This window comes from Microbacterium sp. NPDC055455 (assembly GCF_053619935.1).
In genome coordinates this window covers 127,422-153,489 of the sequence record NZ_JBSHLB010000007.1, presented here as the reverse complement: position 1 = coordinate 153,489, position 26,068 = coordinate 127,422, and the positions used below count along the sequence as shown (strand labels likewise).

Below are 26,068 nucleotides of genomic sequence, written 5' to 3'. Positions count from 1 at the left end.
AAAAGACCCCCACCAACCAGAAAACTGGTCGACAGAGAAATAAATTTGGCATTTGACAAGTGCACGCTGTTGAGTTCTCAAAGATCGGACGCACCCGCGTTCAGGCCTCTCAGCCGTCGCCGCAGGGCAACTTCTCTATCTTACACATCCCGACCCGCTTGTCAAACCGCCTCAGCGGGGCACGAGACCCCACCACGGCCGACAGCACACGGAAGTGGAAGAAACCCATCCTAGACCGAAACCGGACAGACTCGCCAGGAGCTGATTCGGATGGGGTGGTCCGCTGCTTGAGGGGAGCCAGGCCTTCCGGCCTTCCGCTCTACCCTTTGGGGCGAACAACAATTACTTTACGTGGCACCGACGCACGCGTCGAATCCACCCCGCATCCCGGGCGTGTCGCACCGCCGATCCGCGTGAATACGCGGAAGCGTCGCCCTCCCACCGCGCTAGCGTTGATCGCATGAGTCAAGAACGATGGGTGTGGGGCGTCGGCCTCGCGACGACCGCAGATGACGGAACCGTGCTCGACACGTGGTTCCCCTCCCCCAGCGCCGGACGGATCCCCTTGGGATTCGACCCCAAGATGCCGCCGGACGAGTTGGACCGCCTGGCTGTCGCCGACCCGCGACGTGCCGTCTCCGTCGACGTCGTCACCCTCGAGGCGGACCTCGACGCGGCGCCGACCTCCACCTCCGACGCGTACCTGCGCCTGCACGCGCTGTCCCACCGGCTCGTCCGCCCCAACGAGGTGAACCTGGACGGCATCTTCTCCCACCTCCCGAACGTGGCGTGGACGAACGCCGGCCCGATGCATCCCGATGCGCTCACCCGGCTCCGCCCCTTCCTCGCGCGCGACGGCATCCAGGTGCAGGGCCTGGACAAGTTCCCGCGCCTGCTGGACTACGTCACCCCGTCGGGCGTGCGGATCGCCGACGCCTCCCGTGTGCGGCTGGGCGCATACCTGTCTCCCGGCACGACCGTGATGCACGAGGGGTTCGTGAACTTCAACGCCGGCACCCTGGGTCAGAGCATGGTCGAGGGTCGTATCTCGCAGGGCGTCGTCATCGGCGACGGCAGCGACATCGGCGGCGGGGCATCCATCATGGGGACGCTGTCCGGCGGCGGCACGCTCAAGGTGTCCATCGGCGCACGCACGCTGCTGGGGGCGAACGCGGGTGTCGGGATCTCGCTGGGAGACGACTGCGTCGTCGAGGCCGGCCTCTACGTCACGGCCGGCACGAAGATCGTCCTCGCGGACGAGACCCCGCGCGCGGACGGCTCGTTCCCGACCGCCAAGGGCGCAGAGCTCTCCGGCCGCGACGGACTGCTCTTCCGCCGCAACTCGCTCTCCGGCGCGGTGGAGGCGGTGCGCCGCGCGGGCGTGGGCGTGACGCTCAATGAGGCGCTGCACGCGTAGCGCGCTGCCCTCGCCGCCCCGGCACTGACGCCGCGGCGCCCCCCGGTGCCATAATGTGCGCGTCAGATCGTGACGCAAAGGGGGGCGGCACGTGGATGAACGCGACGTCGAGCACGTGGATGCCCTCGTGGTGGGCAGTGGTTTCGGCGGATCCGTGGCGGCCTACCGCCTCGCGGAGGGCGGCAGGTCGGTGGTCGTCATGGAGCGCGGGCGGCCGTATCCGCCGGGCTCGTTCGCGCGCACGCCGAGCGAGTTCGGCGCCAACTTCTGGTCGCCGTCCGACGCGCTCTACGGTCTGTTCGAGACGTGGAGCTTCCGTGGCCTGGAGGGGGTGGTGTCCAGCGGTCTCGGCGGCGGCTCGCTGATCTACGCGAACGTCCTCCTGCGCAAGGACCCCGAATGGTTCGTGCACGATTCCCCGCTCCCCGGCGGCGGGTACGAGAACTGGCCCATCTCGCGGGAGGACCTCGACCCGCACTACGACAGCGTCGAGGCGATGCTGGGGGCGAACCCGTATCCGTACACCGACACGGCCAAGACGGTGGCGTTCGAGCAGGCGGCCCGACGTGCCGGCCTTCCCACCTTCCGTCCGCCGCTGGCGGTGTCGTTCGCGCCCGAGCGTGAAGGGCGCCCGTCGATCGGGCTCGTGCCGACACCGGCGTACGGCAGCATCCACGGCTCCGAGCGCTTCACCTGCATGCTGTGCGGGGAGTGCGACATCGGCTGCAACTACGGCGCCAAGAACACCCTCGATCACACCTACCTCTCCGCGGCGGCCCATGCCGGCGCCGACATCCGTGCGCTCCACGAGGTCAAGGGATTCCACCGCCGCGACGGAGCGTGGGAGGTGCGCTATCGCGTGCACGACGCGGATGCCGCGACCGCGGAGGACAGGATCATCTCCGCGACCTCGTTGATCCTCGCCGCAGGGACCTTCGGGTCCACCTACCTGCTGCTGAAGAATCGGGCCTCCCTGCCCGGCCTCAGCACCGCGCTGGGAACCCGCTTCTGCGGGAACGGGGACCTGCTGGGCTTCCTGTTCAACGCCCGCGAGAGCATCGATCGCACCGCCAAGGCACGATCGCTGGTCAGCAGCCGCGGCGCGGTCATCACGAGCGCCGTCCGCGTGGGCGATCGCGTCGACGGCGACGACACCGATGCGGACGGGCGCGGCTACTACGTGCAGGATGCCGGCTACCCCGGCTTCCTCAACTGGCTGATGGAGCTGAGCCAGCTGCGGTCGGTGATCTCCCGCAGCACCCGCGTGGCCGCCCGCATGCTGGCCTCGCGGCTGTTCGGCGACGGGCGGTCCAACGTCTCGCGCGACCTCGCGGCGGCGATCGGCAAGGTCTCGCTCTCGTCCTCGTCCATGCCCGTGCTCGGCATGGGGCGCGACCTGCCCGACGGGATGATGTACCTCGAGGAGGGTCGCCTGCAGATCGACTGGACGACGGCCACCTCGATGGAGTACTTCGACCGCATGCGGCACACGATGGCCCGCATCGCCGACGAGCTGGGCGCCGAGTACGCCGACAACCCGCTGTGGTGGGCCAAGCGGGTCATCACCGTGCACCCGCTCGGCGGTGCGCCGATGGGGCGGAATCCCTACGAGGGCGTGGTCGACGAATGGGGTCGCGCCTTCGGCGTCGACGACCTCTGGGTGCTGGACGGCGCCTCGATGCCCGGTCCGGTCGGGCCGAACCCCGCGCTCACGATCGCCGCCTTCGCGGATCGAGCCATCGAGCATGCGCTCGAGGCTCCCGCTCCACAGCCCCACAGACGACCCCGGACCGGTTCCGGCGGCGAGAGGAGACACGCCATGCAGGACGCGCCCCGTCCCGGTCCCGACGCCAGGAAGGTCCGCTTCACCGAGCAGATGAAGGGATTCGTCGCCCTCGGGGCGCGCGACCCGCACGACGCCTACGAGGATGCCCGCATCCTCGACGAGAAGTTCATGTTCGAGCTGACGATCGAGACCTCCGACATCGATGCCTTCGTCGCCGACCCCTCACACGCCGGGACGGCATCGGGATACGTCGACGCGGACATCCTCGGAGGTCACGTGCCCGTCGACCGCGGGTGGTTCCACCTCTTCGTCCGAACCGATGACGGGGCGGACCGGCGCATGGTCTACCGTCTGTGGATCACCCCCGACTCCGGTGCGCCCTTCACGGTCCTGGGGATCAAGGAGGTGCGGGACGATCCGGGCTTCGACCTGTGGGACGACACGACGACGCTGTACGTGCAGCTGCTCACCGGGCACGTCCCGCCTCCCGACGTGGGAGAGCTCGGGCAGCTGCATCCCACGGGCGACGAGCTCGTCGCGGGGGCGGGGGTGCTCCGCATCAAGCCGCTCGACTTCGCCCGGCAGATGACGACGTTCCGCGCGACCGGCGAGGACGGCGCCGCCGCGATCAGCGCGTTCGGATCGGTCTTCCTCGGGCAGCTGTGGGACGCCTACGCCGGGCTGGCCGTCAAGGGGGCGTGACCGCATGGCGACGAAAGCGGACCCGGCGCCGTGGCGGTACGTGCGCCGCGGGGCGCGCGGGCACGACACGGAGCTCATCCCGTTCCCGGCGGACGACGGGGTTCCGCTGCTGATGCTCCACCTCACCCGCCCCGGTGCGGAGACTCCCCGCGGACCGGTGATGCTCGTCCACGGCGCCGGCGTGCGCGCCGAGATCTTCCGGCCGCCGCTGGAGCGGACGCTCGTCGACGCGCTGCTCGACGACGGCTTCGACGTCTGGCTCCTCAACTGGCGTGCGTCGATCGACCTGCGGCCGGTGGCCTGGACGCTCGACGACGCCGCCGCGTACGACTACCCGGCGGCGGTGCGCCTGATCCGGCAGCGGACCGGCCACCAGACCATGAAGGCGTTCGTGCACTGCCAGGGGTCGACGTCGTTCATGATCGCCGCGATCTCGGGCCTCGTCCCGGAGGTGACGACGGTCGTCACCAACGCGGTGTCGCTGCACACGGTCCTGCCCCGCTGGTCGACCATGAAGATCCAGGTGCTCTCGCCGATGGTGCGTCGCATCAGCCCCACGCTCTCGCCGAAGTGGGGCTACAAGACGGAGGGGCCCTTCTCGCGAGTGCTGCGCTCGGTCGTCACGGCCACGCACCCGGAATGCGACAGCCCCGTGTGCGCGATGGTGAGCTTCACCTACGGCGCGGGCCATCCGGCGCTCTGGGCGCACCGCAACATCGACCGAGCCACACACGACTGGATCACGGGCGAGTTCGCCGGCTCGCCGATGACGTTCTTCGCTCAGATGCGCGACAGCGTGCGCGCCGGGCATCTCGTCCCGACGGGGGATGTGCCGGAGGTGGTGCCGGATCTCCTGGCCCGTCCGCAGACCGACGCGCGGTTCGTCTTCCTCGCGGGAGCGGACAACCGCTGCTTCCTCCCGCTCGGCCAGCGGCTCTCGTTCGCGCACTTCGACGCGTTCGCCCCCGGCAGGCACACCCACCACGAGTTCCCGGGCTACGGGCACCTCGACGTGATCTTCGGCGCCGACGCGTGGCGCGACACCCACCCGGTCATCGTGGACGAGCTCCGACGCTAGGCGAAGGACCTCGGCAGAAGCCGTCGGGTCAGGACAGGCCGGGGTAGCTGCGCTCGGATGCGCCGACGTAGAGCTGTTGCGGGCGGCCGATCTTCCCCTGCGGATCGTTCGCCGCCTCGCGCCATTGCGCGAGCCAGCCGGGCAGACGCCCGATGGCGAACAGCACCGTGAACATGCGTGTCGGGAAGCCCATCGCCTTGTAGATCACGCCGGTGTAGAAGTCCACGTTCGGGTACAGCCGCCGGTCCTGGAAGTACGCGTCGTTGAGCGCGATCTCCTCCAGCTCCTTCGCGAGGTCCAACAGCGGGTCGCTGACGCCGAGCGCCGAGAGGACCTCGTCGGCCGACTCCTTGACGAGCTTCGCGCGCGGGTCGTAGTTCTTGTACACGCGGTGGCCGAAGCCCATCAGCTTGACGCCGTCCTCCTTGTTCTTCACCCGCTCGACGAAGCGCTGCACGCTCTCGCCCGAGTCGCGGATGCGCGCCAGCATGTCGAGCACCGCCTCGTTGGCGCCGCCGTGGAGCGGGCCGTAGAGGGCGTTGATGCCGGCGGAGATCGACGAGAACTGGTTGGCACCCGTCGAACCGACCAGGCGCACCGTGGAGGTGGAGGCGTTCTGCTCGTGGTCCTCATGGAGGATCAGCAGGCGCTCGAGCGCGCGCGACATGACCGGGTCGACCTGGTAGACCTCGGAGAGCACGCCGAAGTTCAGCTTCAGGAAGTTGTCGACGAAGCCGAGCGAGTTGTCGGGGTACAGGAACGCCTGCCCGATGCTCTTCTTGTGCGCGTACGCGGCGATCACCGGCAGCTTCGCCAGCATGCGGATCGTGTTGAGCTCGACGTGCTCGGGGTTGTTCGGATCGGACTGGTGCTCGTAGTACGTCGACAGGGCCGACACCGCCGACGACAGCACCGACATGGGGTGCGCCGTGTGCGGCAGGGCTGAGAAGAAGCGCTTGAGATCCTCGTGCAGCAGCGTGTGGCGACGGATCTTCTCGTCGAACTCGCCCAGCTCGTCGGCGGTCGGCAGCTCGCCGTAGATCAGCAGCCATGCGACCTCGAGGTACGTGCTGTTCTTCGCCAGCTGCTCGATCGGGTAGCCGCGGTAGCGCAGCACGCCCTGGTCGCCGTCGATGTAGGTGATCGCCGACTTGGTGGCCGCGGTGTTGACGAACCCGTAGTCGAGCGCCGTGTAGCCGGTCTGGCGGGTGAGGGTCGAGACATCCACGCTCGGTGTGCCGTCCGTGCCCCGCAGCAGCGGGAACTCTGCGGTCTTGTCACCGATCGTGAGGGTGGCCTTCTCCTGCTGGGTGCCCGCTTCGCTCACGGCGCCTCCTCGCGATTGTCGTCGTACGGGGGGTTTCGTCCACTCCGGCGCGACGCCGTGACGTCGTCTGCGTGAGGACTTCGGGAGCGGGACGGGGGATGCCGCGTCGCCGCGTTCCTACAGCCTAGTGCGCCGCTGCGCCTACTGCTGACACAGCCAAACGGACGAGGCATCCGATGGAGGAATCCTCACGACCCGTCTGCGGATGCGGCGCGCAGGCGCTCGGCCGCCCGGAAGATGCCGTCGTCGGTCGCCGTCAGCGACAGCCTGATGTGGTCCGGATGGTGCGTGCCGTAGAAGTGCCCGGGCCCCGCCAGGATCCCGAGGTCTGCGAGCCGGCCGAGGCTCTCCCATCCGTCGCGGCCCTCCGTCGCCCAGAGATACAGGCCCGCTTCGCTCCCGTCGATCCGGAACCCGGCCGCCTCGACCGCAGGACGCAGCACCTCCCGGCGGCGGCGGTACAGCTCCTTCTGGGCGGCGACGTGCGCGTCGTCTTCGAGAGCGGCGACCATCGCCGACTGCACGGGCGCCGGCAGCATCAGGCCGAGGTGCTTGCGGGCGGTCAGCAGGGGCGCGACGATCGCCGGATCTCCGGCGAGGAAGGCCGCGCGGTAGCCGGCGAGATTGGACTGCTTGCTCAGCGAGTACACCGACAGGATGCCGCCGACGTCGCCGTCGGTGACGCGGGGGTCCAACGCTGAGGGCACCGGCTCGGAATCCCACGGCGCATCCCAGCCGAGCTCCGCGTAGCACTCGTCCGAGGCGAGCACGGCGCCGAGCTGTCGCGCGCGTGCCGCCGCGCGCCGCAGGGCGGCGGCATCCAGGACCCGCCCGTCCGGGTTCCCCGGCGAGTTCACCCACACGAGCCGCGTGCCCTCCGGCCACTCCGCCGGGTCGTCGGACGCCAGGGGCGTCGCGCCGACCAGCCGCGCGCCGACCTCATAGGTCGGGTACGCGGCGCGGGGATGCACGACGATGTCGCCGGGGCCGAGTCCGAGCAGCAGCGGCAGCAGGGCCACGAGTTCCTTGGAGCCGACCGTCGGAAGCACGTGCGCCGGCGTCAGCCCCGGCACTCCCCGCCGCCGCTCGAACCACGCCGCGATGGCGGCACGAAGCGCCGGCGTTCCGACGGTCTGCGGATACGCGTGCGCGTCGGTGGCCGCCCGCAGCGCGTTCGCCACGACGGCGGGCGTCGCGTCGACGGGCGAGCCGATCGAGAGGTCGACGATGCCGTCGGGGTGGGAGCGGGCGCGCGCCGCATACGGGGCGACGGCATCCCAGGGGTAGTCGGCGAGGTCGGCGACCCCCACGTCAGTGTTCCTGCGGCGGGAGGGCCTCGATGATCGGGTGGTCCTTGTGGATCACGCCCACCTTGGCGGCGCCGCCCGGCGAGCCGATGTCGTCGAAGAACTCGACGTTGGCCTTGTAGTAGTCCTGCCACTCGTCCGGGAGGTCGTCCTCGTAGTAGATGGCCTCGACCGGGCAGACCGGCTCGCAGGCGCCGCAGTCCACGCATTCGTCGGGGTGGATGTACAGCGAGCGCTCGCCCTCGTAGATGCAGTCCACGGGACACTCGTCGATGCAGGCGCGGTCCTTGACGTCCACGCAGGGAAGGGCGATCACGTACGTCACGGTGCCAGTCTAGCCGCGGCCCTCGGGCCTGAGCGGCGGGACGCCGATCAGGCGGTGCGACCGGATGCCGCGACGGCGGGCACGCGCGGCTGCGGCCAGGCGATCACGATCGCGGAGACCAGCGGCACGAGGATCGTCCACGCCACGCCGGGATTGAATGCGCCGTCCGCCTCCTGCGGCACCACGACGGAGCCGCCGGGCCCGGCACCGGAGAAGACCAGCGTGGCGACCATGGCGCCCAGTGCGGTCGCCAGCGTCGCCCAGCGGTCGCTCGTGAGCAGCCGGACCGCCACGAGCAGCGCGGTCACCCCGACGAGTGCGAGCACCAGCCCGAGGGGGAACCAGCCGAGCCGGAACCCCTGGGCCACGGTGCCGGCCACGCCGTAGAAGGCGCCGATGACGAACGCCACGACCCAGGCGCCGATGCGCGACCAGAACGAACCCACGTCTCGAGTCTAGGCGGCGGGACCACGCGACGAGCGCCCGGCTCAGGCCGCCCAGCCCCACAGCCGCAGGAGCGCGGCCACGAGCGCGGCCGCGATGACGACGACGAGGAACGGCGCCCGCAGCACCAGCAGACCGGCCGCGACCAGCAGCGCGGGCACCCGGGCGTCGACGACCACCGCCTGGCCGGCGCCCAGTGTCTGCACGGCGACGAGCGCTGCCAGCAGTGCGACGGTGAGCAGATCTGCGATCCGCATGGGTCGCGGCGCCGCCACCCACCGGGGCGGGATCAGGTATCCGACCGTCTTCAGCGCCACGCAGACGATGGCTGCCACGAGCACGGCGGTCCACATGGTCACGGCAGTCCCTCCCACGGCTCCTGAGCCCGCCGCTGTGCGGCGTCCTCGGGTTCGGCGCCGTCCGCCGCGTCGTCGGCGCCCAGCCAGTTCGACCAGCCGACGACGATGGCCACGGCGGCGGCGATGATGACCGGCATCCCCGGCATCAGCACCGGGGTCAGCACCGTCGCCACGACCGCGGCGGCGACACCGACCACGATGGGCTGGCGGGCGCGAAGCCGCGGCCACAGCAGGGCGAGGAACGCCGCCGCTGCCGCCGCATCCAGCCCATAGGCGCGGGGATCGCCCAGCACGTCGCCGAGCAGGGCGCCGGCGAGGGTCGAGAGGTTCCAGCCGATGTAGATGCCGATGCCCGTGACCCAGAAGCCCAGCGTGCGCGCGCGATGCGACGACTGCGCGAGCGACACCGCCGTTGACTCGTCGATCGTGAACTGCGCTGCGGCGGCGCGTCGCCAGAATCCCGGGCCGATGACCGGTGACATGCGGATGCCGTAGGCGACGTTGCGCACGCCGAGCAGCCCGGCGGACGCGATGGCGGCGGGCGCGGCGGCGACTCCCCCGGCGCCGACGATGCCGGCGAAGGCGAACTGCGATCCGCCGGTGAACATCACGAGGCTGAGGATGCACGTCTGCCAGACGTCCAGGCCGGACGCGACCGCCAGTGCGCCGAACGAGATCCCGTAGGCGCTCGTCGCCAGGGCGACCCCGAGCGCCTCGCGCACCGCCCGCCTCGCCTCTCCGGCGCTGTGCACGTCGTCGAAGTGAGGGTCGTGGGTCACCTCGTCATGGTAACCAGCGTCGCCGGACGTCGCGGCGGTCCGCTCTGCGACGAGTGGCCCACCCGCCGCGGCATCCGTTCGCCCGTCTCTTACGCGTTGGCGTCCTGCCGCTTGAGACGCGCGGCGGCGCGGCCGCGCTCGGTGGCGTCGAGGACGACCTTGCGGATGCGCACCTTCTCGGGCGTGACCTCGACGCACTCGTCATCGCGGGCGAACTCGAGGCTCTCCTCGAGCGACAGCTGGCGCGGCGGCGTCATCGACTCGAACGCGTCAGCCGTCGAGGAGCGCATGTTCGTGAGCTTCTTCTCCTTGGTGATGTTCACGTCCATGTCGTCGGCGCGCGAGTTCTCACCGACCACCATGCCCTCGTACACCTCTTCGGTGGGCTGCACGAAGAAGCTCATGCGCTCCTGCAGCGCGATCATCGCGAACGGCGTGACGACGCCCGCACGGTCGGCGACGATCGACCCGTTCTGGCGGGACTGGATGTGCCCGGCCCAGTCGTCGTAGCCATGGGAGATCGCGTTGGCGATACCGGTGCCGCGGGTGGTCGAGAGGAACTCGGTGCGGAAGCCGATGAGACCGCGGGACGGGACGATGAACTCCATGCGCACCCAGCCGGTGCCGTGGTTGGTCATGCTGTCCATGCGGCCCTTGCGCGCCGCCATGAGCTGGGTGATGGCGCCGAGGTACTCCTCCGGCGCGTCGATGGTGAGGTGCTCGAACGGCTCCTTCACCTTGCCGTCCTCACCCTTGCGCGTGACGACCTGCGGCTTGCCGACGGTGAGCTCGAAGCCCTCGCGGCGCATGTTCTCGACGAGGATCGCCAGCGCGAGCTCGCCGCGGCCCTGCACCTCCCACGCGTCGGGACGGCCGATGTCGACGACCTTGAGCGAGACGTTGCCCACGAGCTCGCGATCGAGGCGGTCCTTGACCATGCGGGCGGTGAGCTTGTGGCCCTTCACCTTGCCGACGAGGGGGCTGGTGTTGGTGCCGATCGTCATGGAGATGGCGGGGTCGTCGACGTGGATCTGGGGCAGCGGGCGGACGTCCTCGGGGTCGGCGATCGTCTCGCCGATCGTGATGTCCTCGAAGCCCGCGATCGCGACGATGTCACCGGGTCCGGCGCTTTCGGCGGGGTACCGATCGAGCGCACGGGTCTTCAGCAGCTCGGTGACGCGGGCGTTGCTGGTCGTGCCGTCGTGGCGCACCCACGCGACCGTCTGGCCCTTCTTGAGCGTGCCGTTGAAGACGCGCAGCAGCGCCAGGCGGCCGAGGAAGGGGCTCGAGTCGAGGTTGGTCACCCACGCCTGCAGCGGCGCCTCGTCGTCGTACGACGGAGCGGGAACATGCTCGAGGATCGCCTCGAAGAGCGGCTCGAGGTCGCCGTTGTCGGGAAGCTCGCCGTTGCCGGGACGGTTGTGGGATGCCGCGCCCGCGCGTCCTGACGCGTACACCACGGGCACGTCCAGCAGCGCGTCGACGTCCAGGTCGGGCACGTCCTCGTGGAGGTCCGACGCGAGCCCGAGCAGCAGATCGTGAGCCTCCTCCTCGACCTCGGCGATACGCGCGTCGGGGCGGTCGGTCTTGTTGACCAGCAGGATCACCGGCAGCTTCGCCTCGAGGGCCTTGCGCAGCACGAAGCGGGTCTGCGGCAGCGGCCCTTCACTGGCGTCGACGAGCAGCACGACGCCGTCGACCATCGACAGACCGCGCTCCACCTCGCCGCCGAAGTCGGCGTGGCCGGGGGTGTCGATGACGTTGATCGTCACCGGGACCTCGGTGTGCACGCCGTTGTAGGTGATCGCCGTGTTCTTGGCGAGGATAGTGATGCCCTTCTCGCGCTCGAGGTCGTTCGAGTCCATCGCGCGCTCTTCCATGTGCTCGTGCGAGCCGAACGAGCCGGTCTGGCGGAGCATGGCGTCGACGAGGGTCGTCTTGCCGTGGTCGACGTGGGCGACGATCGCCACGTTGCGGAGGTCCGGACGGAGGGCGCGCGCCATGAGGGAATCCTTGAAAGTGAGGGGAAGAACGAGGTCGGCCCCTGAACGTGTCGAGGGAACCGGCATCCGTCATTCTACCGGTCCGACCAGGACGTCTCCCGCGAACGCCTCCGCGCCGCCCCGGAGGACCGGGACGGCGCGGCGCCGACAGAGGCCGGCCGGGTCAGCTCGCGGCGGGGCCGCTGCGCTCGAGCAGCGCGGCGCGCGCCTCGCGGCGCACCCGCTGCTCCTCGGGGTTCGGCACCGGCACGGCGGCGATGAGGCGCTGCGTGTACGGATCCTTCGCCCCGCGCAGGATCTGGTCGCGGGTGCCCGACTCGACCAGCTTGCCGTGGTGCATCACCGCGATGCGGTGCGCGAGGATGTCGACCACCGCGAGGTCGTGGCTGATGAACAGGCACGCGAACTGCAGCTCCTGCTGCAGCTCCTGCAGGAGGTCCAGGAACCGGGCCTGCACCGACACGTCCAGGGCCGAGGTGGGCTCGTCGGCGACCAGCAGCTCGGGTGCCAGCGCGAGCGCCCGGGCGATGCCCACGCGCTGGCGCTGCCCACCCGAGAGCTCGTGCGGGAAGCGGTTCCGGTACGACGCGGGCAGCTCGACCTGGCTGAGCAGCTCCTCCACGCGCTTGTCGAGGTCCTTGCCCTTCGCGACCCCGGCGAGCAGGATCGGCTCGCCGATGGACTGCCCGATCGGCATACGCGGGTTCAGCGACGATGCGGGATCCTGGAACACGATGCCCGTCTTTCGACGGATCGCGAACAGCTCCTTCTGCGTCGCGTGCGAGATGTCGGTGCCGACGGTGGTGAGCTTGCCCTCGGCGATCGGCAGCAGACCGATGGCGGCGCGACCCAGGGTCGTCTTGCCGGAGCCCGACTCGCCCACGAGGCCGACGATCTCGCCGGGATAGATCGCGAGATCGATGTGCTCGGCGGCGCGGAACGCCGGGATGCGGCCGCGCTTGGGGTAGTCGATGGCGACGTCCTCGAACGCGAGCACGGGGGTGCGCGTCTCGATGATCTCCTCGGCCGCTTCGCTGGCGCGCTCGCGGATGTATGAGACCGACGGCACCGCCGACGTCTCGGTGACGACCTCCGCCGGCCCGGGCTCCGCCTCTTCGAGGACGCCGAGGCCGAGGTGCGGCACCGACGCCAGCAGCTGCTGCGTGTACGGGTGCACCGGGGCGTGGAAGATCTTGTCGACCGTGCCCGACTCGACCACGACGCCGTTCTTCATCACCATGATGCGGTCGGCGAGGTCGGCGACCACGCCCATGTCGTGGGTGATGAGGATGATCGCGGAGTCCAGCCGCTTGTGCAGGTTGCGCAGGAGGTCGAGGACCTCCGCCTGCACGGTCACGTCCAGGGCCGTGGTCGGCTCGTCGGCGATGAGCAGCAGCGGGTCGCACGAGATGGACTGCGCGATCATCGCGCGCTGGCGCTGACCGCCGGAGAGCTGATGGGGGTACTTGTGGAACGACTGCTCCGGCTCGGGCATCTCCACCATGCGCAGCAGCTCCACCGCGCGGTCCCGGGCATCGCTCGGGGCCATGCCGCGATCGTGCGAGCGCAGCGCCTCCATGATCTGGAAGCCGACGGTGTAGACGGGGTTGAGGGCCGTCATCGGCTCCTGGAAGATCACGGCGATCTCGTTGCCGCGGAGGGACCGCAGCGCCGCCTCGTCGAGGCCCCGCAGCTCGCGGCCCAGCAGCTTGATCGATCCCGTGACGCGGGAGTTCTCGGGAAGCAGCCCGAGAAGCGCCATCGAGCTCGTGCTCTTGCCGGAGCCCGACTCGCCGACGATGGCGAGCACCTCGCCGCGGCGGACCTCGTAGTTCATGTCGATGGCTGCCGGGTAGAACTGCCCGTCCACCCAGAACTCCACCCCGAGGTTGTCGACCTCGAGGATCGTCTCCGGAAGGGCTCCTCGCGACGCCGCCGCAGCGGCGTCGATGCCCGTCGTGTCAGTCATTCCGTGGTGTCCAATCTGCGAAGCTTGAAGTCATGTCGTTCCAGGAGGTCCGCTACCGGCCGGCGTTCGGCCGCATCCTCGCTGTCGTGACCGTTGTGGTGTGCGCCCTCGGCGTCGTCGCGCTGATCGTCACCGATCCCGCTGCGGCACTGCGCTATGTCTGGCCGATCCTGCTGGTCGGCGTGCTGGCGTGGGCGCTGTTCTGGCGACCGGCGCTCATCGTGCAGGAGCACGGCATCACCGTGGTGAACGTCCTGCGCACGAGCTTCGTGCCCTGGCCGTCGATCACGGCGATCGACACCCGCTACTCGCTCACCCTGCACACCGCCCACGGCCGTGTGCCCGTGTGGGCGGCGCCCGCACCCGGCCGGCACCGCACCCTGGGGCTGGCCCCGAAGGACTTCGACGGCGTCGGTGAGACCGCGCGGGGCGAGGTCGGGGAGCTGCGCCCCAACGATGCCGTCACGACGCCCACCGGCAACCTGGCCCAGCTCATCCGCGGCCGCTGGGAGCGCCTGCGCGACGAGGGCGCCTTCGCGAGCGGCGTCGACCCCGAGGCGTCGACGCAGACGTGGCACTGGGGGACGATCGCCACCGTCGCGGCGCTCGGCGCCGCGACGGTGGTCGGCGCGCTGGCGTGAGAGCACGTCACCGCTCCGGATCGAGCGGCTTGTGCTGCACGTCGCCGGGCTCCTCGGGGCGCGGATCGTTGAAGTTCACGATCCGGTCGCCCGTGTAGGCCGTCTGGATGCCGACGTCGACCATCGCCGCGTCGGTCGACGGCGTCGTGTCGACCTCTGGTGCCACCGGTCCGCCCGCCCGACCCGCGCGGGCCATCGCCCGCTCGCTCGGCATCTTCTTCTGGCGCGGGTCGAACGCGTCGCGCAGCCCGTCGCCGATGAAGTTCACGCACAGGGCGATCGCGATGATGAACAGACCCGGCCACCAGAACAGCCACGGACGCGTGGAGAACGCGGCCTGGTTCTCGGAGATGATCTTGCCCAGCGAGGTGTCCGGCGACTGCACGCCGAAGCCGAGGAAGCTCAGCGCCGACTCCAGCAGGATCGCGCCGGCCATCAGCAGGGTGGCGTTGACCACGATCACGCCGACGGAGTTGGGCAGGATGTGCCGGAAGATGATGCGGCGGTCCCGCGCACCCGAGACCCGGGCGGCGTCCACGAACTCGCGCTCGCGGAGGGTGAGGAACTCGCCGCGCACCAGCCGGGCCATGGTGGTCCACGCGAACAGGCCGATGACGACGCCGAGCACGGCCGCACCGAGGCTGCCGAACGTGTTGCCGAGCACGGAGCCGATCACGATGAGGGGGATCGTGATGATGATGTCGGTGAAGCGCATGAGCACCGAGTCGGTCAGCTTGCCGTAGTACCCGGCGACGGCGCCGATCACCACGCCGAAAATCGTCGCGACGACACCGGCGATGACCATCACCATGATCGACTGCTGCGCACCGCGCATGACGACCGCGAAGATGTCGCGCCCGACCTCGTCCTGGCCGAACGGGTGGTCGCCGAACTGCAGCGGCCACAGGCTCAGCGTCGGAACGCCGTTGTCGATCTTCGGGGGGATCTCGTCCCAGGAGTACTGCCACCACCCGGGGATGCGTATGCCCCACAGGTTCACGCCGACGGAGGTGAACGCGAGGAGCACGATGAACGCCAGCACGATCATCGAGATGAGCGCAGCGCGGTGACGGAAGAACCGCCGGCGGACGATCTGGCCCTGGCTGAGGCCCTGGGTCTCCTTCTGCTCGATCGAGATCTCGGCCTTGGCCTCGGTCTCCCTCGAGTCGGAGTCGTTGACGGTCGTGGTGTTCATGTCAGCCCACCTTGATTCTCGGGTCGAGGGCCGCGTAGACGAGGTCCGCGATGAGGTTGAAGAGCACGGCGAGCGTGCCGGTGACCACGAAGAACGCCATGACGGGGTTGGGGTCGTGCACGGCCAGCGCATCGACGAAGAGGCGGCCCATGCCGGTCCAGCCGAATACCGTCTCGGTGATGACGGCGCCGCCGATGAGCGCGCCGATGTCGAAGGCGATGATCGTGGTGATCGGGATCAGCGCGTTGCGGAACGCGTGCCGGACGATCACCGTGCGACCGGTGAGGCCCTTCGCACGCGCGGTGCGGATGTAGTCCTGGTTCATCACCTCGAGCAGGCTCGCGCGCGAGTAGCGGGTGTAGCTCGCGAACGAGATGAGGATGATCGCGATCGTGGGCAGCAGCAGGTGCGTGAACAGGTCGATGCCCTGCACCCAGAAGTTGCCGCCGAGTCCAGGCGTCGAGGCCCCCACCGTCGCGATCGGACGGCCGCGCACGCGGCTGGAGTTGGCGTACGCCTCCCAATACGACATGTACTTGTCCAGCGCGATGAAGGCGGCGACGATGAACCCGACGATCGCGGTGGTCCGCACGACGGGCCCCCGGTCGGGAGCGCCCATGAACCAGCCGATCGCCCCCGAGACGACGACGGCGCCCACTGCCAGGAGCACGAAGACCCACAGCGTCATCCCGTTCAGGATGTAGTTCATCATCGGCGAGTACAGCGCGATGCCGATGGCCGCGACGATGAGGGACGCGTACAGCGCCTTGCGGTTGCGCAGGCCCGTCGAGATGGCCGTCACGCCGACGGCCACGCCGATCGCGAGGAAGGCGTACACGACGATGCCGATGCTGGGGTCTGCGAACCACTGGGTCACCGACAGGAACGTCAGCACCGCTGCGGTGGCGACCGCCGAGATGCCGAAGACGGTCAGCCGGCGGCGCCATCTCCCGCCGACCAGCGACATCCAGATCAAGCCGGCGAAGATCGACATGCCGATGATCACGGGTACCGAGATCGTCGGGTCGCCGAGCCAGTTGTTCAGCTGGATGGCACCGTACTGCTTGAGCAGCACCGCGACCCAGAAGATGGGCAGCGAGAAGAACAGGAATGACAGCAGCGTCACCCCGTAGTCGAAGCCCGTGTACTGGCGCAGCGCCGACACGATGCCGACCGTGATGCCCAGCACGATGGCCACGATCGTCGCCGTGGTGACCAGCGTCAGCGTCGACGTGATCGCGTTGCCCAGCAGGGCGTTGACGGACTGGTTCTGGATGCTGATGCCGAAGTCCCCGCGGAAGAGCGCGCCGAGCCACAGGAAGTAGCGCAGCGGCGGGGGGACGTCGAGGTTGAGGAGCTTGGTGCGAGCTTCCATGAGCTCGGCTTTGTTCGGTGCATTGCTCTGCCGCAGGTCCTCGAGGGGATCGCCCGAGAAGGACACCAGCAGATACATCAGGAATGTCGCGGCGAAGAGCACGAAGATCGACGCGATCAACCGCCGGATGATGAATGAAGCCATGTTGTGGCCGCCTGCCAATCGATGAAGCAGCGCAGGAGGGCCGGCGAGACGCTCGGCCCGTCCTCCGCCGCTGAGGAGGAGTCTAACGCGGTGAGGTGCAGGCCCCTCGGGGACCTGCACCCCACTTCGGTCACGACCCGGGCATGAGCCCGGCGTGAGCCGTTATGCGCTTACTCCTCCGAGCCGCCGTCCGTGACTTCCCAGTCCCAGGCGTTCCAGAAGATCGTCGGGGCGAGGATCGACGCGTCGATGTTGGTGACGCGGTCGCTGAAGGCGGTGACCTCGGGGAACTGGAAGATCGTGACTCCGTAGAAGTCCTCCCACAGCAGGCGGTCCATCTCCTGCTGCAGCTCGATCTGGGCCTCCGCGTCGAACTCGACGTTCAGCTGGGAGATGATCTCGTCGACCTCAGCGTTCGAGTAGAAGTTGAGGTTGTTGATTCCACCGGTCTCGAACGTCGGCAGCGAGTTGGTCACGCCGAGGCTCGTCGACTGCCAGCCGAAGAGCGACGCGTCGTAGGCGCCGGGCGTGCCGAGCAGGCCGCCCCACTCCTCCGAGCCGCAGTCCGTGACGTTGAAGCCCGCCGAGTTGGCCGACTGCTGGATGAGCGAGAACTCGTTCACACGACGCGGGTTGTTCGAGGCGTACAGGATGCAGACCTCGGTGTTGGTGACACCCGACTCGGCGAGCAGCGCCTTGGCGCCCTCGATGTCGACCTCGGCGTAGTCCGCGGAGGTGTTGTTCGCGGCCGAGTCGTCGTAGCCCTCTGCACCCGGCACGAACAGCTGCGAGTCACGCAGGATCGCGTCGTCGCCGATGATCGGCTTGATGAGCGTGTCGACGATCTCCTGACGCGGGATCGTCTTCATGAACGCCTCGCGAACGAGCGGGTTCGAGAAGATGTTCTCCGGGTTGCGACCCTGGTCGAACTGCAGGTCGACGTGCTCGTAGGTGCCGCCGAGGCCCGTGTTGACCGTGATGCCGTCGATGCCCTCGAGCGCCGTCGTGATGTCGGCGGTCGCCTGGGGCTGGATGATGTCGACCTCGCCGTTCTCCAGCGCCTGGACCGCAGCGAGCGGGTCAGGGATGAAGCGGATCGTGATCTCCTCGATGTTCGCGGTGTTGTCACCGGCGTACTCGGGGTTCGCGGTCAGCGTGACGTACTGGTCGGCGACGTAGTCGCTGATCATGTACGGGCCGCTCGCGGTGACCAGCTCGGGGTCGTCGGGCATCTCGGTGAAGTTGAAGCCCGAGTTCCAGAACGACGAGATCGGCGCCAGCGCGGCGGCGTCCTCGTCCTGGATCGCGTCGAGGATCGCCTGCTTGGCCGCCTCGTTGTCGTCGAGCTCGAGAGCCTTCTTCGCGACGATGTGGGCCGGCAGCATCGCTCCGACACCCGCGAACGTGAGCTCCCAGTCCACGAAGGGCTGGTCGTACGTCATCGTGATCGACTTGCCGTCGTCGCCGACCTCGGGGGTCTCCGAGACCAGGCCGAGGCCCGACGTGGGCGTCGCACCCGAGTCGAAGTAGACGACATCGGTCGGGAACGACTCGGTGAACTCACCCGTGTCGGGGTCGGTGAACTCTGCCGGGTCGAAGTCCGGGGTGTCCAGCGAGCGCGAGTTGGCGGCCCAGTGCAGCAGCATGTCGGCGGCGTCGACGGGCGTGCCGTCGGACCAGCTCGCGTCGTCGGAGATCGTGTACTTGACGGTGAGCGGGTCTTCGCTGACGAGCTCGTACGAGCCGAACGACTCGTTCTTCACCAGCTCCGGCGTGTTGTCGTAGTAGTTGAAGCCGTCGAGCACCAAGTAGTTGATGTTGTTGTTCGCGGTCGCGTTGCCGAACGACGTGTTGCCGTTCATCGAGTAGAACGCCTGGTTCCACGCAGCCGTGATCGACGAGCCTTCGACGAGACCGGAGTCATCGTTGTTCTCCTCGCCACCACCGGCGGTGCAGCCCGAGATCACCAGTGCGCCGACTGCGGTGAGTGCCACCGCAGTCGAGATGCGCTTAATTCTCACTGTTCCTCCTGTGCAGGGTAATGCGCACACGACCAGTCGATGACCGGTCGGTGCGCGGATGGGAACACGATAAGCACCGGCTGTGAGATGGTCAAAACGATCGACGAAAACGTTACAGAGCCTTAACTCAATCGACGCCGAGTGTGACAATCTGACAAGATGACTCCCCCGAACGCGCCCGCGAACCAGAGGGAATCCACTACCCTTCCCCGGCTGGACCGGTATGGCCGGCAGCGACTGCGGTGGGAGGTCTGGATCGTCCTGGCGATCACGGTCGGCCAGTCCGCCGTGTACTCCGTCCTCTCGCTCGTCCGCAAGCTCCTCGCGCCCGTCCCGCTGGGTTCGCAGCAGACGCAGGTCAATCCGTCGCGCGACGCCCAGGCGGTCTGGGACGTGGTGTATCAGCTCCTGTCGGTCTTCTTCGCGCTGGCGCTCGTGGCCCTCGTCGTCTACCTGCTGTGGGAGCCGGGTGGCAACGCGCTGCGCCGCATCGGGCTGGACTTCACGCGGTTGGGCGGCGACGTCGGCCGCGGCATCCTGCTCGCCGCCGTCATCGGCCTGCCGGGGCTCGCACTGTACGCCGTCGGACGGGTGCTGGGCATCACGGTCGCGGTGGTGGCCTCGCCGCTGGACGCGGCGTGGTACACCGTCCCCCTCCTCCTGCTGTCCGCCCTGCGCGCCGGGCTGACGGAGGAGGTCGTCTTCATCGGCTACCTCTTCGACCGCCTGCGCCGCCTGGGCTGGGGCGACTGGACGATCATCCTCACGACCGCCGCGCTGCGCGGCGCGTACCACGCCTACCAGGGCATCGGCGCGATCGTCGGCAACATCGTGATGGGCATTGTCTTCGGCTGGTGCTACCGCCGATGGGGCCGGGTCATGCCGCTCGTGATCGCGCACACGGTGCTCGACGTCGTCGCCTTCGTCGGGTACCCGCTCGCCGTCGCCCTCTGGCCCGGCGTCTTCGCGCCCGTCCCGACGCCGACCCTCACCCCGACCCCGACCCCGACTCCGGCCGCCGCGTCCTGACGGGCCAGGCCGCGGCATCCCGTCGCTCCGGGGGTGTCAGGCGAACGCCTCGATCGGGGGGCACGCGCACACGAGGTTCCGGTCGCCGTAGGCCTGGTCGATGCGGCGCACCGGCGGCCAGTACTTCGTGCGCACGAGCGCGTGGACGGGATACACGGCGGTCTCGCGGGAGTACGGATGCGACCACTCGCCGGCCACGACCGACTCGGCGGTGTGGGGGGCGTTGACCAGCGGGTTGTCGGCGGCGGGCCACTCCCCCGCGGCCACACGGTCGGCCTCGGCCTTGATCGCGATCATCGCCTCGATGAAGCGCTCGATCTCGGCCAGGTCCTCGGACTCCGTGGGCTCCACCATGAGCGTCCCCGTGACCGGGAACGACATCGTCGGGGCGTGGAAGCCGTAGTCGATGAGACGCTTGGCCACGTCGTCCACGGTCACGCCGGTGGCCTCACGCAGCGGGCGCAGGTCGAGGATGCACTCGTGCGCGACGAGTCCCCCCTCACCCATGTAGAGCACCGGGTAGTGCTCGCGGAGCCGGAACGCGATGTAGTTCGCGGCGAGCACCGCGGACGCGGTCGCCGCGCGGAGGCCCTCGGCGCCCATCATCCGCACGTACGCCCACGAGATCGGCAGGATGCTCGCCGAGCCGTGGGGCGCGGCAGAGATCGGGCCGCCGTCGAACACGCCGCCGGCGTGGTCCTTGCGCTGCGAGAACGGGTGGCTCGGCAGGAACGGCGCGAGGTGCGCCTTGGCCGCGACCGGGCCGACGCCCGGTCCGCCGCCGCCGTGGGGGATCGCGAACGTCTTGTGCAGGTTCAGGTGCGACACGTCGCCGCCGAGGTCGCCGAACCGGGCATAGCCCAGCAGCGCGTTGAGGTTCGCGCCGTCGACGTACACCTGGCCGCCGGCGTCGTGCACCGCCTGCGTGATCTCCAGCACGTCCTGCTCGTACACGCCGTGCGTCGACGGGTACGTGATCATGAGCGCGGCGAGCTCGTCGGCGTGCGCCGCGATCTTCGCACGCAGGTCCTCGAGGTCGACGTTGCCCTGGTCGTCGCAGGCCACGACGACCACCCGCATCCCCGCGAGCACGGCGGATGCCGCGTTGGTGCCGTGCGCCGACGACGGGATGAGGCAGACCGTGCGACCCGGGTCGCCGTTCGCCCGGTGATAGCCGCGGATCGCCATGAGCCCGGCGAGCTCGCCCTGCGACCCCGCGTTCGGCTGCAGCGAGACGGCGTCGTAGCCGGTCACCTCCGCCAGCCACACCTCGAGCTGCTCGATCATCGCGAGATAGCCGTGCACGTCGGCCTCGGGGGCGAACGGGTGCACCCGTGAGAACTCCGGCCACGACACCGCCGCCATCTCGGTGGCCGCGTTCAGCTTCATCGTGCACGAGCCGAGCGGGATCATGCCGCGATCCAGCGCGTAGTCGCGATCGGCGAGCTGCTTGAGATAGCGCATCATGGCCGTCTCGGAGCGGTGGGTGTTGAACACCGGGTGGGTGAGGAACTCCTCGACGCGGCGGAGCTCCGCCGGCACGCCCGCGAGCGGCTCGGCGTCGGTGAACGGCAGCACGCGCTCCCCCTGGGCGCCCGCACCGAGGAACTCCCCCTCCGGCAGGCCGAACGCCCACGCGACGGCCGCCAGGTCGTCCTCGGTCGTGGTCTCGTCGACCGAGACGCCGACCGTCGCGTCGTCCGCCCAGAAGAGCTGATACCCGCGCTCCCGCGCGCGCTCGATCACGCGTCGCGACGCACCGGGCGTCGCGACGCGGATGGTGTCGAAGAACGAGTCCGACCGCAGCGACAGCCCGTACTCGCGCAGTCGCGCGCCGAGCGCCTCGGCCTTCTTCGCGACGTCGGTCGCGATCGCGCGAAGGCCGTCGGGACCGTGGTAGACCGCGTACATCGAGGCCATCACCGCCAGCAGCACCTGCGAGGTGCAGATGTTCGACGTGGCCTTCTCGCGCCGGATGTGCTGCTCGCGCGTCTGCAGCGCGAGGCGGTAGGCGGCGTGACCGGCGGCATCCTGCGACACCCCGACCAGGCGTCCCGGCAGCTGCCGCTCCAGACCCTGACGCACCGCCATGTAGCCGGCGTGCGGGCCGCCGAATCCGAGCGGCACGCCGAACCTCTGGGTCGTGCCGACGGCCACGTCGGCACCGAACGATCCGGGTGAGCGCAGCAGCGTCAGCGCGAGGATGTCCGCGGCGACGACGACGAGACCGCCCGCGACGTGCGCCGCATCGACGACGCCCGAGGGGTCCCAGACGTTCCCCGAGGCGCCCGGGTACTGGACCAGCACGCCGAAGAGCTCGTCGGGCAGCGTCGCGCCGCGGGCGAGGTCGAGCTCGACGAGCCGGATGCCGACGGCCGCCGCCCGGTGGGCGAGCAGGGCCTTCGTCTGCGGGAGCGTGTCGGCGTCGACCACGAACACGTCGGAGGCGGACTTGGAGCCGCGCCGGGCGACGAGCATGCCCTCGACGACCGCGGTGGACTCGTCGAGCATCGACGCGTTCGCCGTCGCGAGACCCGTGAGATCGGTCACCATCGTCTGGAAGTTGATCAGCGCCTCGAGCCGGCCCTGCGAGATCTCGGGCTGATACGGCGTGTAGGCGGTGTACCACGAGGGGTTCTCGAGCACGTTGCGCGCGATGACCGACGGGGTGAGCGTGTCGGCGTAGCCGAGTCCGATCATCGGGCGCGCGGTGCGGTTCTGCGACGCCAGCGCGCGCAGCTCGGCGAGCGCCTGCGCCTCCGTCGCAGCGGGCGGGATGTCGCTCGTGGACCGCGGCGTGGCGTGGATGGATGCCGGCACCGCCGCCGCCACGAGCGCGTCGACGCTGTCGTAGCCGAGCGCGTCCAGCATGAGCCGCTGGGCCGCGGCATCCGTCCCGATGTGACGGTCGGCGAACAGACCCGTCATTCGGCGCCCCCGGTCAGCGAGATGTACGCGTCGCGGTCCAGGAGCCCCGCCACCGCGGCGGGGTCCACCGTGATCTTCACGAGCCACCCGGCGCCGAACGGGTCGGCGTTGACGAGACCGGGGTCGTCCACGACGGCGTCGTTGACCGCGACGACCTCGCCCGTCAGCGGCGCGTACAGCTCGCCCACCGACTTCGTCGACTCGATCTCGCCCACGACGGTGGCGGCCGTGACGGCGCTCCCCACGGCGGGCAGCTCCACGAACACGACGTCGCCGAGCTTGTCGGCGGCGTACGAGGTGATGCCGACGGTGGCCACATCGCCGTCGAGGGCGACCCACTCGTGCTCGGCGGTGTACTTGAGGGCGGTGAGGTCGGTCATGTGTTCCTCCGGTAGAAGGGCAGGGCGGTCACGGTCGCGGGGATGCGCGTCCCCCGCACGTCGATGTAGAGCTCTGTCCCGGGCGCGCTCGCCGCAGGCGGGACGAAGGCCATGGCGATCGGATGCCCCAGGGTCGGGCTGAGCGCGCCGCTGGTGATCTCGCCCACCGGCGTGCCGGCGTCGGGGCTGTCGAAGACGGCGTACCCGGCGCGGCCGGCGCGACGCCCCTCCGCGACGAGGCCGACGAGAACCGGGGCGTCGGCGGCGGCGCCGGCCTCCAGTGCGGCACGTCCGACGAAGTCGGCGTCCTTCGTCTTCAGCGGCGCGACGCGGCCGAGTCCGGCCTGGGCGGGCAGGACCTCGAGCGAGAGCTCATGGCCGTAGAGCGGCATGCCGGCCTCCAGACGCAGGGTGTCCCGTGCGGCGAGGCCCGCCGGCACCAGGCCGAGCGGTTCGCCGGCCGCGAGCAGCGCATCCCAGAGGGCACCGGCCGCACGGTTCGGAACGAGCAGCTCGAAGCCGTCCTCGCCCGTGTACCCGGTGCGGCCGATGAAGACGTGCTCGCCGTGGAACCGCGACGAGGACCATGCGTAGTATCCGAGGTCCTCGAGCGACGGGTCGGTGCCCTCCAGCGGGGCGGCCTCCAGCACAGCGCGCGCGATGGGGCCCTGCACGGCGATGAGCGCGACCTCGTCGGTGATGTCCGCGACGGTCGCGACGCCGCTCACGCCCTCGAGGTGGAGGAACGCCTCGGTGCCCGCGCCGGCGGGAGGATCTGCGGCGAAGGACGCTGCCACGGGCGCGCGGCGCGCGCGCTCGGCGAACGCGGCGGCCACGGCATCCCGGTTCCCGGCGTTCGCGATCACCAGGAAGCGGTCGTCCGCGATGCGGTAGACGATGACGTCGTCGACGATGCCGCCGTCCTCGGACAGCACGAGCGAGTACTTCGCCTTCCCGACCCGCATCGGCGAGATCGCGCCCGCCACCGCGTAGTCCAGGAATGCGGCGGCGTCGCGACCGGTGACGAGGAACTCGGCCATGTGCGAGATGTCGAACAGGCCCGCGGCGGTGCGGACCGCGTGGTGCTCGGCGAGGTCCGAGGTGTAGCGCACCGGCATCAGCCAGCCGCCGAAGTCGGTGAAGGAGGCGCCGAGCGCCTCGTGGCGCGCATGCAGGACGGTGGTGCGGGGCGGAGCGTCGCTCGGTTCGGTCATGAGTTCTCCCGGTCGTGGGCGGGCAGGCGCCTGTCGACGCCTGTGAACTCCCCCTCTGTCATGGGCCTGAGAGCTTCGCCGGATGCGAGGCATCCTGCTTTCACCGTCGGCGGATCCCGGGCGACGCGTCGCGTCGCTTGAATCGCTTTCCAGAGTCGGCCTGCCCGAACGGTACGCGTACCTGAGAGATTGGCGGGGAGGCTTGCTCCTTCGGTGCCCGGCGATCGCGCTGCCGAGGCTCTCCCGCCCGGGTCATGGGCCGTTGTTGACTTGCGGGGCCAGCATACCGGTCGGCGACCCGATCCACGCGGTTTCGGCGATTCCGTCCGCCGCCGCCGCCGGTTCAGCCCACGCAGGACCCCGACGAGACCGGGTCCGACAGCGACGGCGCCTGGGCGGCGACCGGGGTGAGCTCGGCCATCGTCATGGCGTAGCCGAGGTCCTCGTCGTTCTCCGCCCGCGCGAAGACGACGCCCGCGACGGCACCGTCGGCGGTCAGCACCGGACCGCCCGAGTTGCCCGGCCGCACCACGGACTGCAGCGCATAGATCTCGCGGGGGTTCCACGACTCGTCGTACACGTCGGGGACCGTGGCGGTGCCCACCGACTGCACCGCCGCCGGCACCATGGCGAACGGGCCGCCGAAGGGGTAGCCCTGCACGACGGCCGCGTCGCCGGCGGCGAGCGTGGGAGCGAACGGCAGGGCGGTGGCGCCGAGCTCGTCGACGGCGATCACGGCGATGTCGTCCACGGGATCGAAGTACACGACGCGTCCCTCGCGCGCGGCGACGCCCGGGAGCTCGACGATGGGCGTGTCGACGCCCGCCACGACGTGCGCGTTGGTGACGACGCGGTCGGCGGCGACGACGAATCCGGTCCCGGCCGATCCGCGTCCGCAGGCGTACGCGTTGCCGGTGATGCGGGCGACGGATGCCGCGGCGCGCTGCAGCTCCGGATCGTCCAAGGCGACCGGCGGTGCCGGCTCGACGGTGACCGGCCCGAGGAGCTGGCCGAGGCCGGGCAGCCCGTCGTCGAGGACGGCGCCGCGCAGCTCCGCGAGGGCCGCCGCGACCGGGTCGGGCGTGGCGGCCTCGATGCCCCGCAGGATGCTCGAGGACGCGACGGCCGACGAGACCCCCGGGATGCCGGCGACGGCGACCGCAGGAGCCACGAGGGCGAGCGCGAGGACGGCGGCGAACACCGAGGCGACGCCACCGAGGAAGCGCTCGACGCCGCGGAGCTTCAGCCGGTCGGCGCCCGAGCGCAGCGCCGAGCCGATGGCGGAGCCCAGCGCCGCCCCCACGAACACGAGGCCGACCGCCGTGAGGAGCACGGCGGGGCCGCGCCACACCGGCGACGGGACCCAGGTGCCCACCAGGGGTGTCAGCCAGAACGCGGCCAGTGCGCCGGCGGCGAGGCCGGCGAGGGTGCCGATGCTCGCGAAGAAGCCCCGCTGCGCACCGCTCACGAGAGCGGCCAGCAGGACGAGGACGACGATCACGTCGACGACGATCATCGCCACCCCTTCCGCACGGCCGGACTGCTCCCGCCAGGCTACGCATCGAGCCTGTGAGGGCACCGCGACACCCGGGCTCCGGCGCGTGTTACCCCAGGGGTTTCGCTTCTGGTCACTCTGACACTATGA

20 protein-coding genes and 2 riboswitches are annotated in these 26,068 nt (G+C 70.0%); of the genes, 5 read left to right on the top strand and 15 right to left on the bottom strand.

Features of this window, described 5'->3' with window-relative positions:
- The first annotated feature begins 460 nt into the window (after positions 1 to 460).
- The 3 genes from dapD to ACWGUG_RS16625 all read left to right on the top strand — a co-directional run bounded on the left by dapD (position 461) and on the right by ACWGUG_RS16625 (position 4,983).
- On the top strand, positions 461 to 1,417 hold the full coding sequence (gene dapD, locus ACWGUG_RS16635) for a 2,3,4,5-tetrahydropyridine-2,6-dicarboxylate N-succinyltransferase (protein WP_336396378.1): 957 nt from the start codon (positions 461 to 463) through the stop codon (positions 1,415 to 1,417).
- Positions 1,418 to 1,508: 91 nt separating this feature from the next.
- Positions 1,509 to 3,905 (top strand): GMC oxidoreductase, encoded by a 2,397-nt coding sequence (locus tag ACWGUG_RS16630; RefSeq protein ID WP_452325325.1) that lies wholly within the window; start codon positions 1,509 to 1,511, stop codon positions 3,903 to 3,905.
- 4 nt (positions 3,906 to 3,909) lie between these two features.
- Positions 3,910 to 4,983 (top strand): alpha/beta fold hydrolase, encoded by a 1,074-nt coding sequence (locus tag ACWGUG_RS16625; protein WP_452325324.1) that lies wholly within the window; start codon positions 3,910 to 3,912, stop codon positions 4,981 to 4,983.
- Positions 4,984 to 5,011: 28 nt separating this feature from the next.
- Here ACWGUG_RS16625 and ACWGUG_RS16620 read toward each other — a convergent pair whose 3' ends face one another.
- The 8 genes from ACWGUG_RS16620 to ACWGUG_RS16585 all read right to left on the bottom strand — a co-directional run bounded on the left by ACWGUG_RS16620 (position 5,012) and on the right by ACWGUG_RS16585 (position 13,496).
- Positions 5,012 to 6,310: a citrate synthase gene (locus ACWGUG_RS16620; RefSeq protein ID WP_336396381.1), complete on the bottom strand. Its 1,299-nt coding sequence runs from the start codon at positions 6,308 to 6,310 to the stop codon at positions 5,012 to 5,014.
- A gap of 188 nt (positions 6,311 to 6,498) precedes the next feature.
- Positions 6,499 to 7,620 carry a succinyldiaminopimelate transaminase gene (gene dapC / locus ACWGUG_RS16615; protein WP_452325323.1) on the bottom strand — a complete coding sequence of 374 codons (1,122 nt, stop codon included), beginning with the start codon at positions 7,618 to 7,620 and terminating at the stop codon, positions 6,499 to 6,501.
- Between the two features lies 1 nt (position 7,621).
- Positions 7,622 to 7,942, bottom strand: a complete 321-nt coding sequence (gene fdxA / locus ACWGUG_RS16610) for a ferredoxin (RefSeq protein ID WP_336396383.1) — start codon at positions 7,940 to 7,942, stop codon at positions 7,622 to 7,624.
- Between the two features lie 47 nt (positions 7,943 to 7,989).
- Complete coding sequence (locus ACWGUG_RS16605) at positions 7,990 to 8,388, bottom strand: DUF6113 family protein (protein WP_452325322.1); 399 nt, start codon at positions 8,386 to 8,388, stop codon at positions 7,990 to 7,992.
- A gap of 42 nt (positions 8,389 to 8,430) precedes the next feature.
- On the bottom strand, positions 8,431 to 8,745 hold the full coding sequence (locus tag ACWGUG_RS16600) for an AzlD domain-containing protein (RefSeq protein ID WP_336396385.1): 315 nt from the start codon (positions 8,743 to 8,745) through the stop codon (positions 8,431 to 8,433).
- Complete coding sequence (locus ACWGUG_RS16595) at positions 8,742 to 9,524, bottom strand: AzlC family ABC transporter permease (RefSeq protein ID WP_336396386.1); 783 nt, start codon at positions 9,522 to 9,524, stop codon at positions 8,742 to 8,744. Before ACWGUG_RS16595 ends, ACWGUG_RS16600 begins: the two co-directional genes overlap by 4 nt.
- An 89-nt stretch (positions 9,525 to 9,613) precedes the next feature.
- Positions 9,614 to 11,527 carry a translational GTPase TypA gene (typA, locus tag ACWGUG_RS16590; protein WP_336396387.1) on the bottom strand — a complete coding sequence of 638 codons (1,914 nt, stop codon included), beginning with the start codon at positions 11,525 to 11,527 and terminating at the stop codon, positions 9,614 to 9,616.
- Positions 11,528 to 11,690: 163 nt separating this feature from the next.
- A complete protein-coding gene (locus ACWGUG_RS16585; protein ID WP_452325321.1) occupies positions 11,691 to 13,496 on the bottom strand; it encodes a dipeptide ABC transporter ATP-binding protein in 1,806 nt (601 codons plus the stop codon).
- Positions 13,497 to 13,528: 32 nt separating this feature from the next.
- Between ACWGUG_RS16585 and ACWGUG_RS16580 the strand changes: the two genes are divergently transcribed.
- A complete protein-coding gene (locus ACWGUG_RS16580; RefSeq protein WP_336396389.1) occupies positions 13,529 to 14,137 on the top strand; it encodes a PH domain-containing protein in 609 nt (202 codons plus the stop codon).
- Positions 14,138 to 14,144: 7 nt separating this feature from the next.
- On the opposite strand, the gene ACWGUG_RS16575 is transcribed toward ACWGUG_RS16580, so the two are convergent.
- The 3 genes from ACWGUG_RS16575 to ACWGUG_RS16565 form a co-directional block, all read right to left on the bottom strand.
- Entirely contained in the window at positions 14,145 to 15,332 is a 1,188-nt protein-coding gene (locus ACWGUG_RS16575; protein WP_336396390.1) for an ABC transporter permease, read from the bottom strand.
- 1 nt (position 15,333) lies between these two features.
- Positions 15,334 to 16,851 (bottom strand): ABC transporter permease, encoded by a 1,518-nt coding sequence (locus ACWGUG_RS16570; RefSeq protein ID WP_378881356.1) that lies wholly within the window; start codon positions 16,849 to 16,851, stop codon positions 15,334 to 15,336.
- Between the two features lie 170 nt (positions 16,852 to 17,021).
- Positions 17,022 to 18,845 (bottom strand): ABC transporter family substrate-binding protein, encoded by a 1,824-nt coding sequence (locus tag ACWGUG_RS16565; RefSeq protein WP_336396392.1) that lies wholly within the window; start codon positions 18,843 to 18,845, stop codon positions 17,022 to 17,024.
- 186 nt (positions 18,846 to 19,031) lie between these two features.
- Here ACWGUG_RS16565 and ACWGUG_RS16560 point away from each other — a divergent pair, with 186 nt between their 5' ends.
- Positions 19,032 to 19,901, top strand: a complete 870-nt coding sequence (locus ACWGUG_RS16560) for a CPBP family intramembrane glutamic endopeptidase (RefSeq protein WP_452325320.1) — start codon at positions 19,032 to 19,034, stop codon at positions 19,899 to 19,901.
- A 36-nt stretch (positions 19,902 to 19,937) separates the two neighbouring features.
- Here ACWGUG_RS16560 and gcvP read toward each other — a convergent pair whose 3' ends face one another.
- The 4 genes from gcvP to ACWGUG_RS16540 form a co-directional block, all read right to left on the bottom strand.
- Positions 19,938 to 22,829, bottom strand: coding sequence for an aminomethyl-transferring glycine dehydrogenase (gene gcvP, locus ACWGUG_RS16555; RefSeq protein WP_452325319.1), 2,892 nt, complete (start codon positions 22,827 to 22,829; stop codon positions 19,938 to 19,940).
- Positions 22,826 to 23,209, bottom strand: a complete 384-nt coding sequence (gcvH, locus tag ACWGUG_RS16550) for a glycine cleavage system protein GcvH (RefSeq protein ID WP_336396395.1) — start codon at positions 23,207 to 23,209, stop codon at positions 22,826 to 22,828. Before gcvH ends, gcvP begins: the two co-directional genes overlap by 4 nt.
- Positions 23,206 to 24,423: a glycine cleavage system aminomethyltransferase GcvT gene (locus ACWGUG_RS16545; RefSeq protein WP_452325318.1), complete on the bottom strand. Its 1,218-nt coding sequence runs from the start codon at positions 24,421 to 24,423 to the stop codon at positions 23,206 to 23,208. Before ACWGUG_RS16545 ends, gcvH begins: the two co-directional genes overlap by 4 nt.
- A 48-nt stretch (positions 24,424 to 24,471) precedes the next feature.
- Positions 24,472 to 24,581, bottom strand: a riboswitch (glycine riboswitch).
- 1 nt (position 24,582) lies between these two features.
- Positions 24,583 to 24,679, bottom strand: a riboswitch (glycine riboswitch).
- A gap of 87 nt (positions 24,680 to 24,766) precedes the next feature.
- Positions 24,767 to 25,939 (bottom strand): MarP family serine protease, encoded by a 1,173-nt coding sequence (locus ACWGUG_RS16540; RefSeq protein WP_336396397.1) that lies wholly within the window; start codon positions 25,937 to 25,939, stop codon positions 24,767 to 24,769.
- Between the last annotated feature and the right edge of the window lie 129 nt (positions 25,940 to 26,068).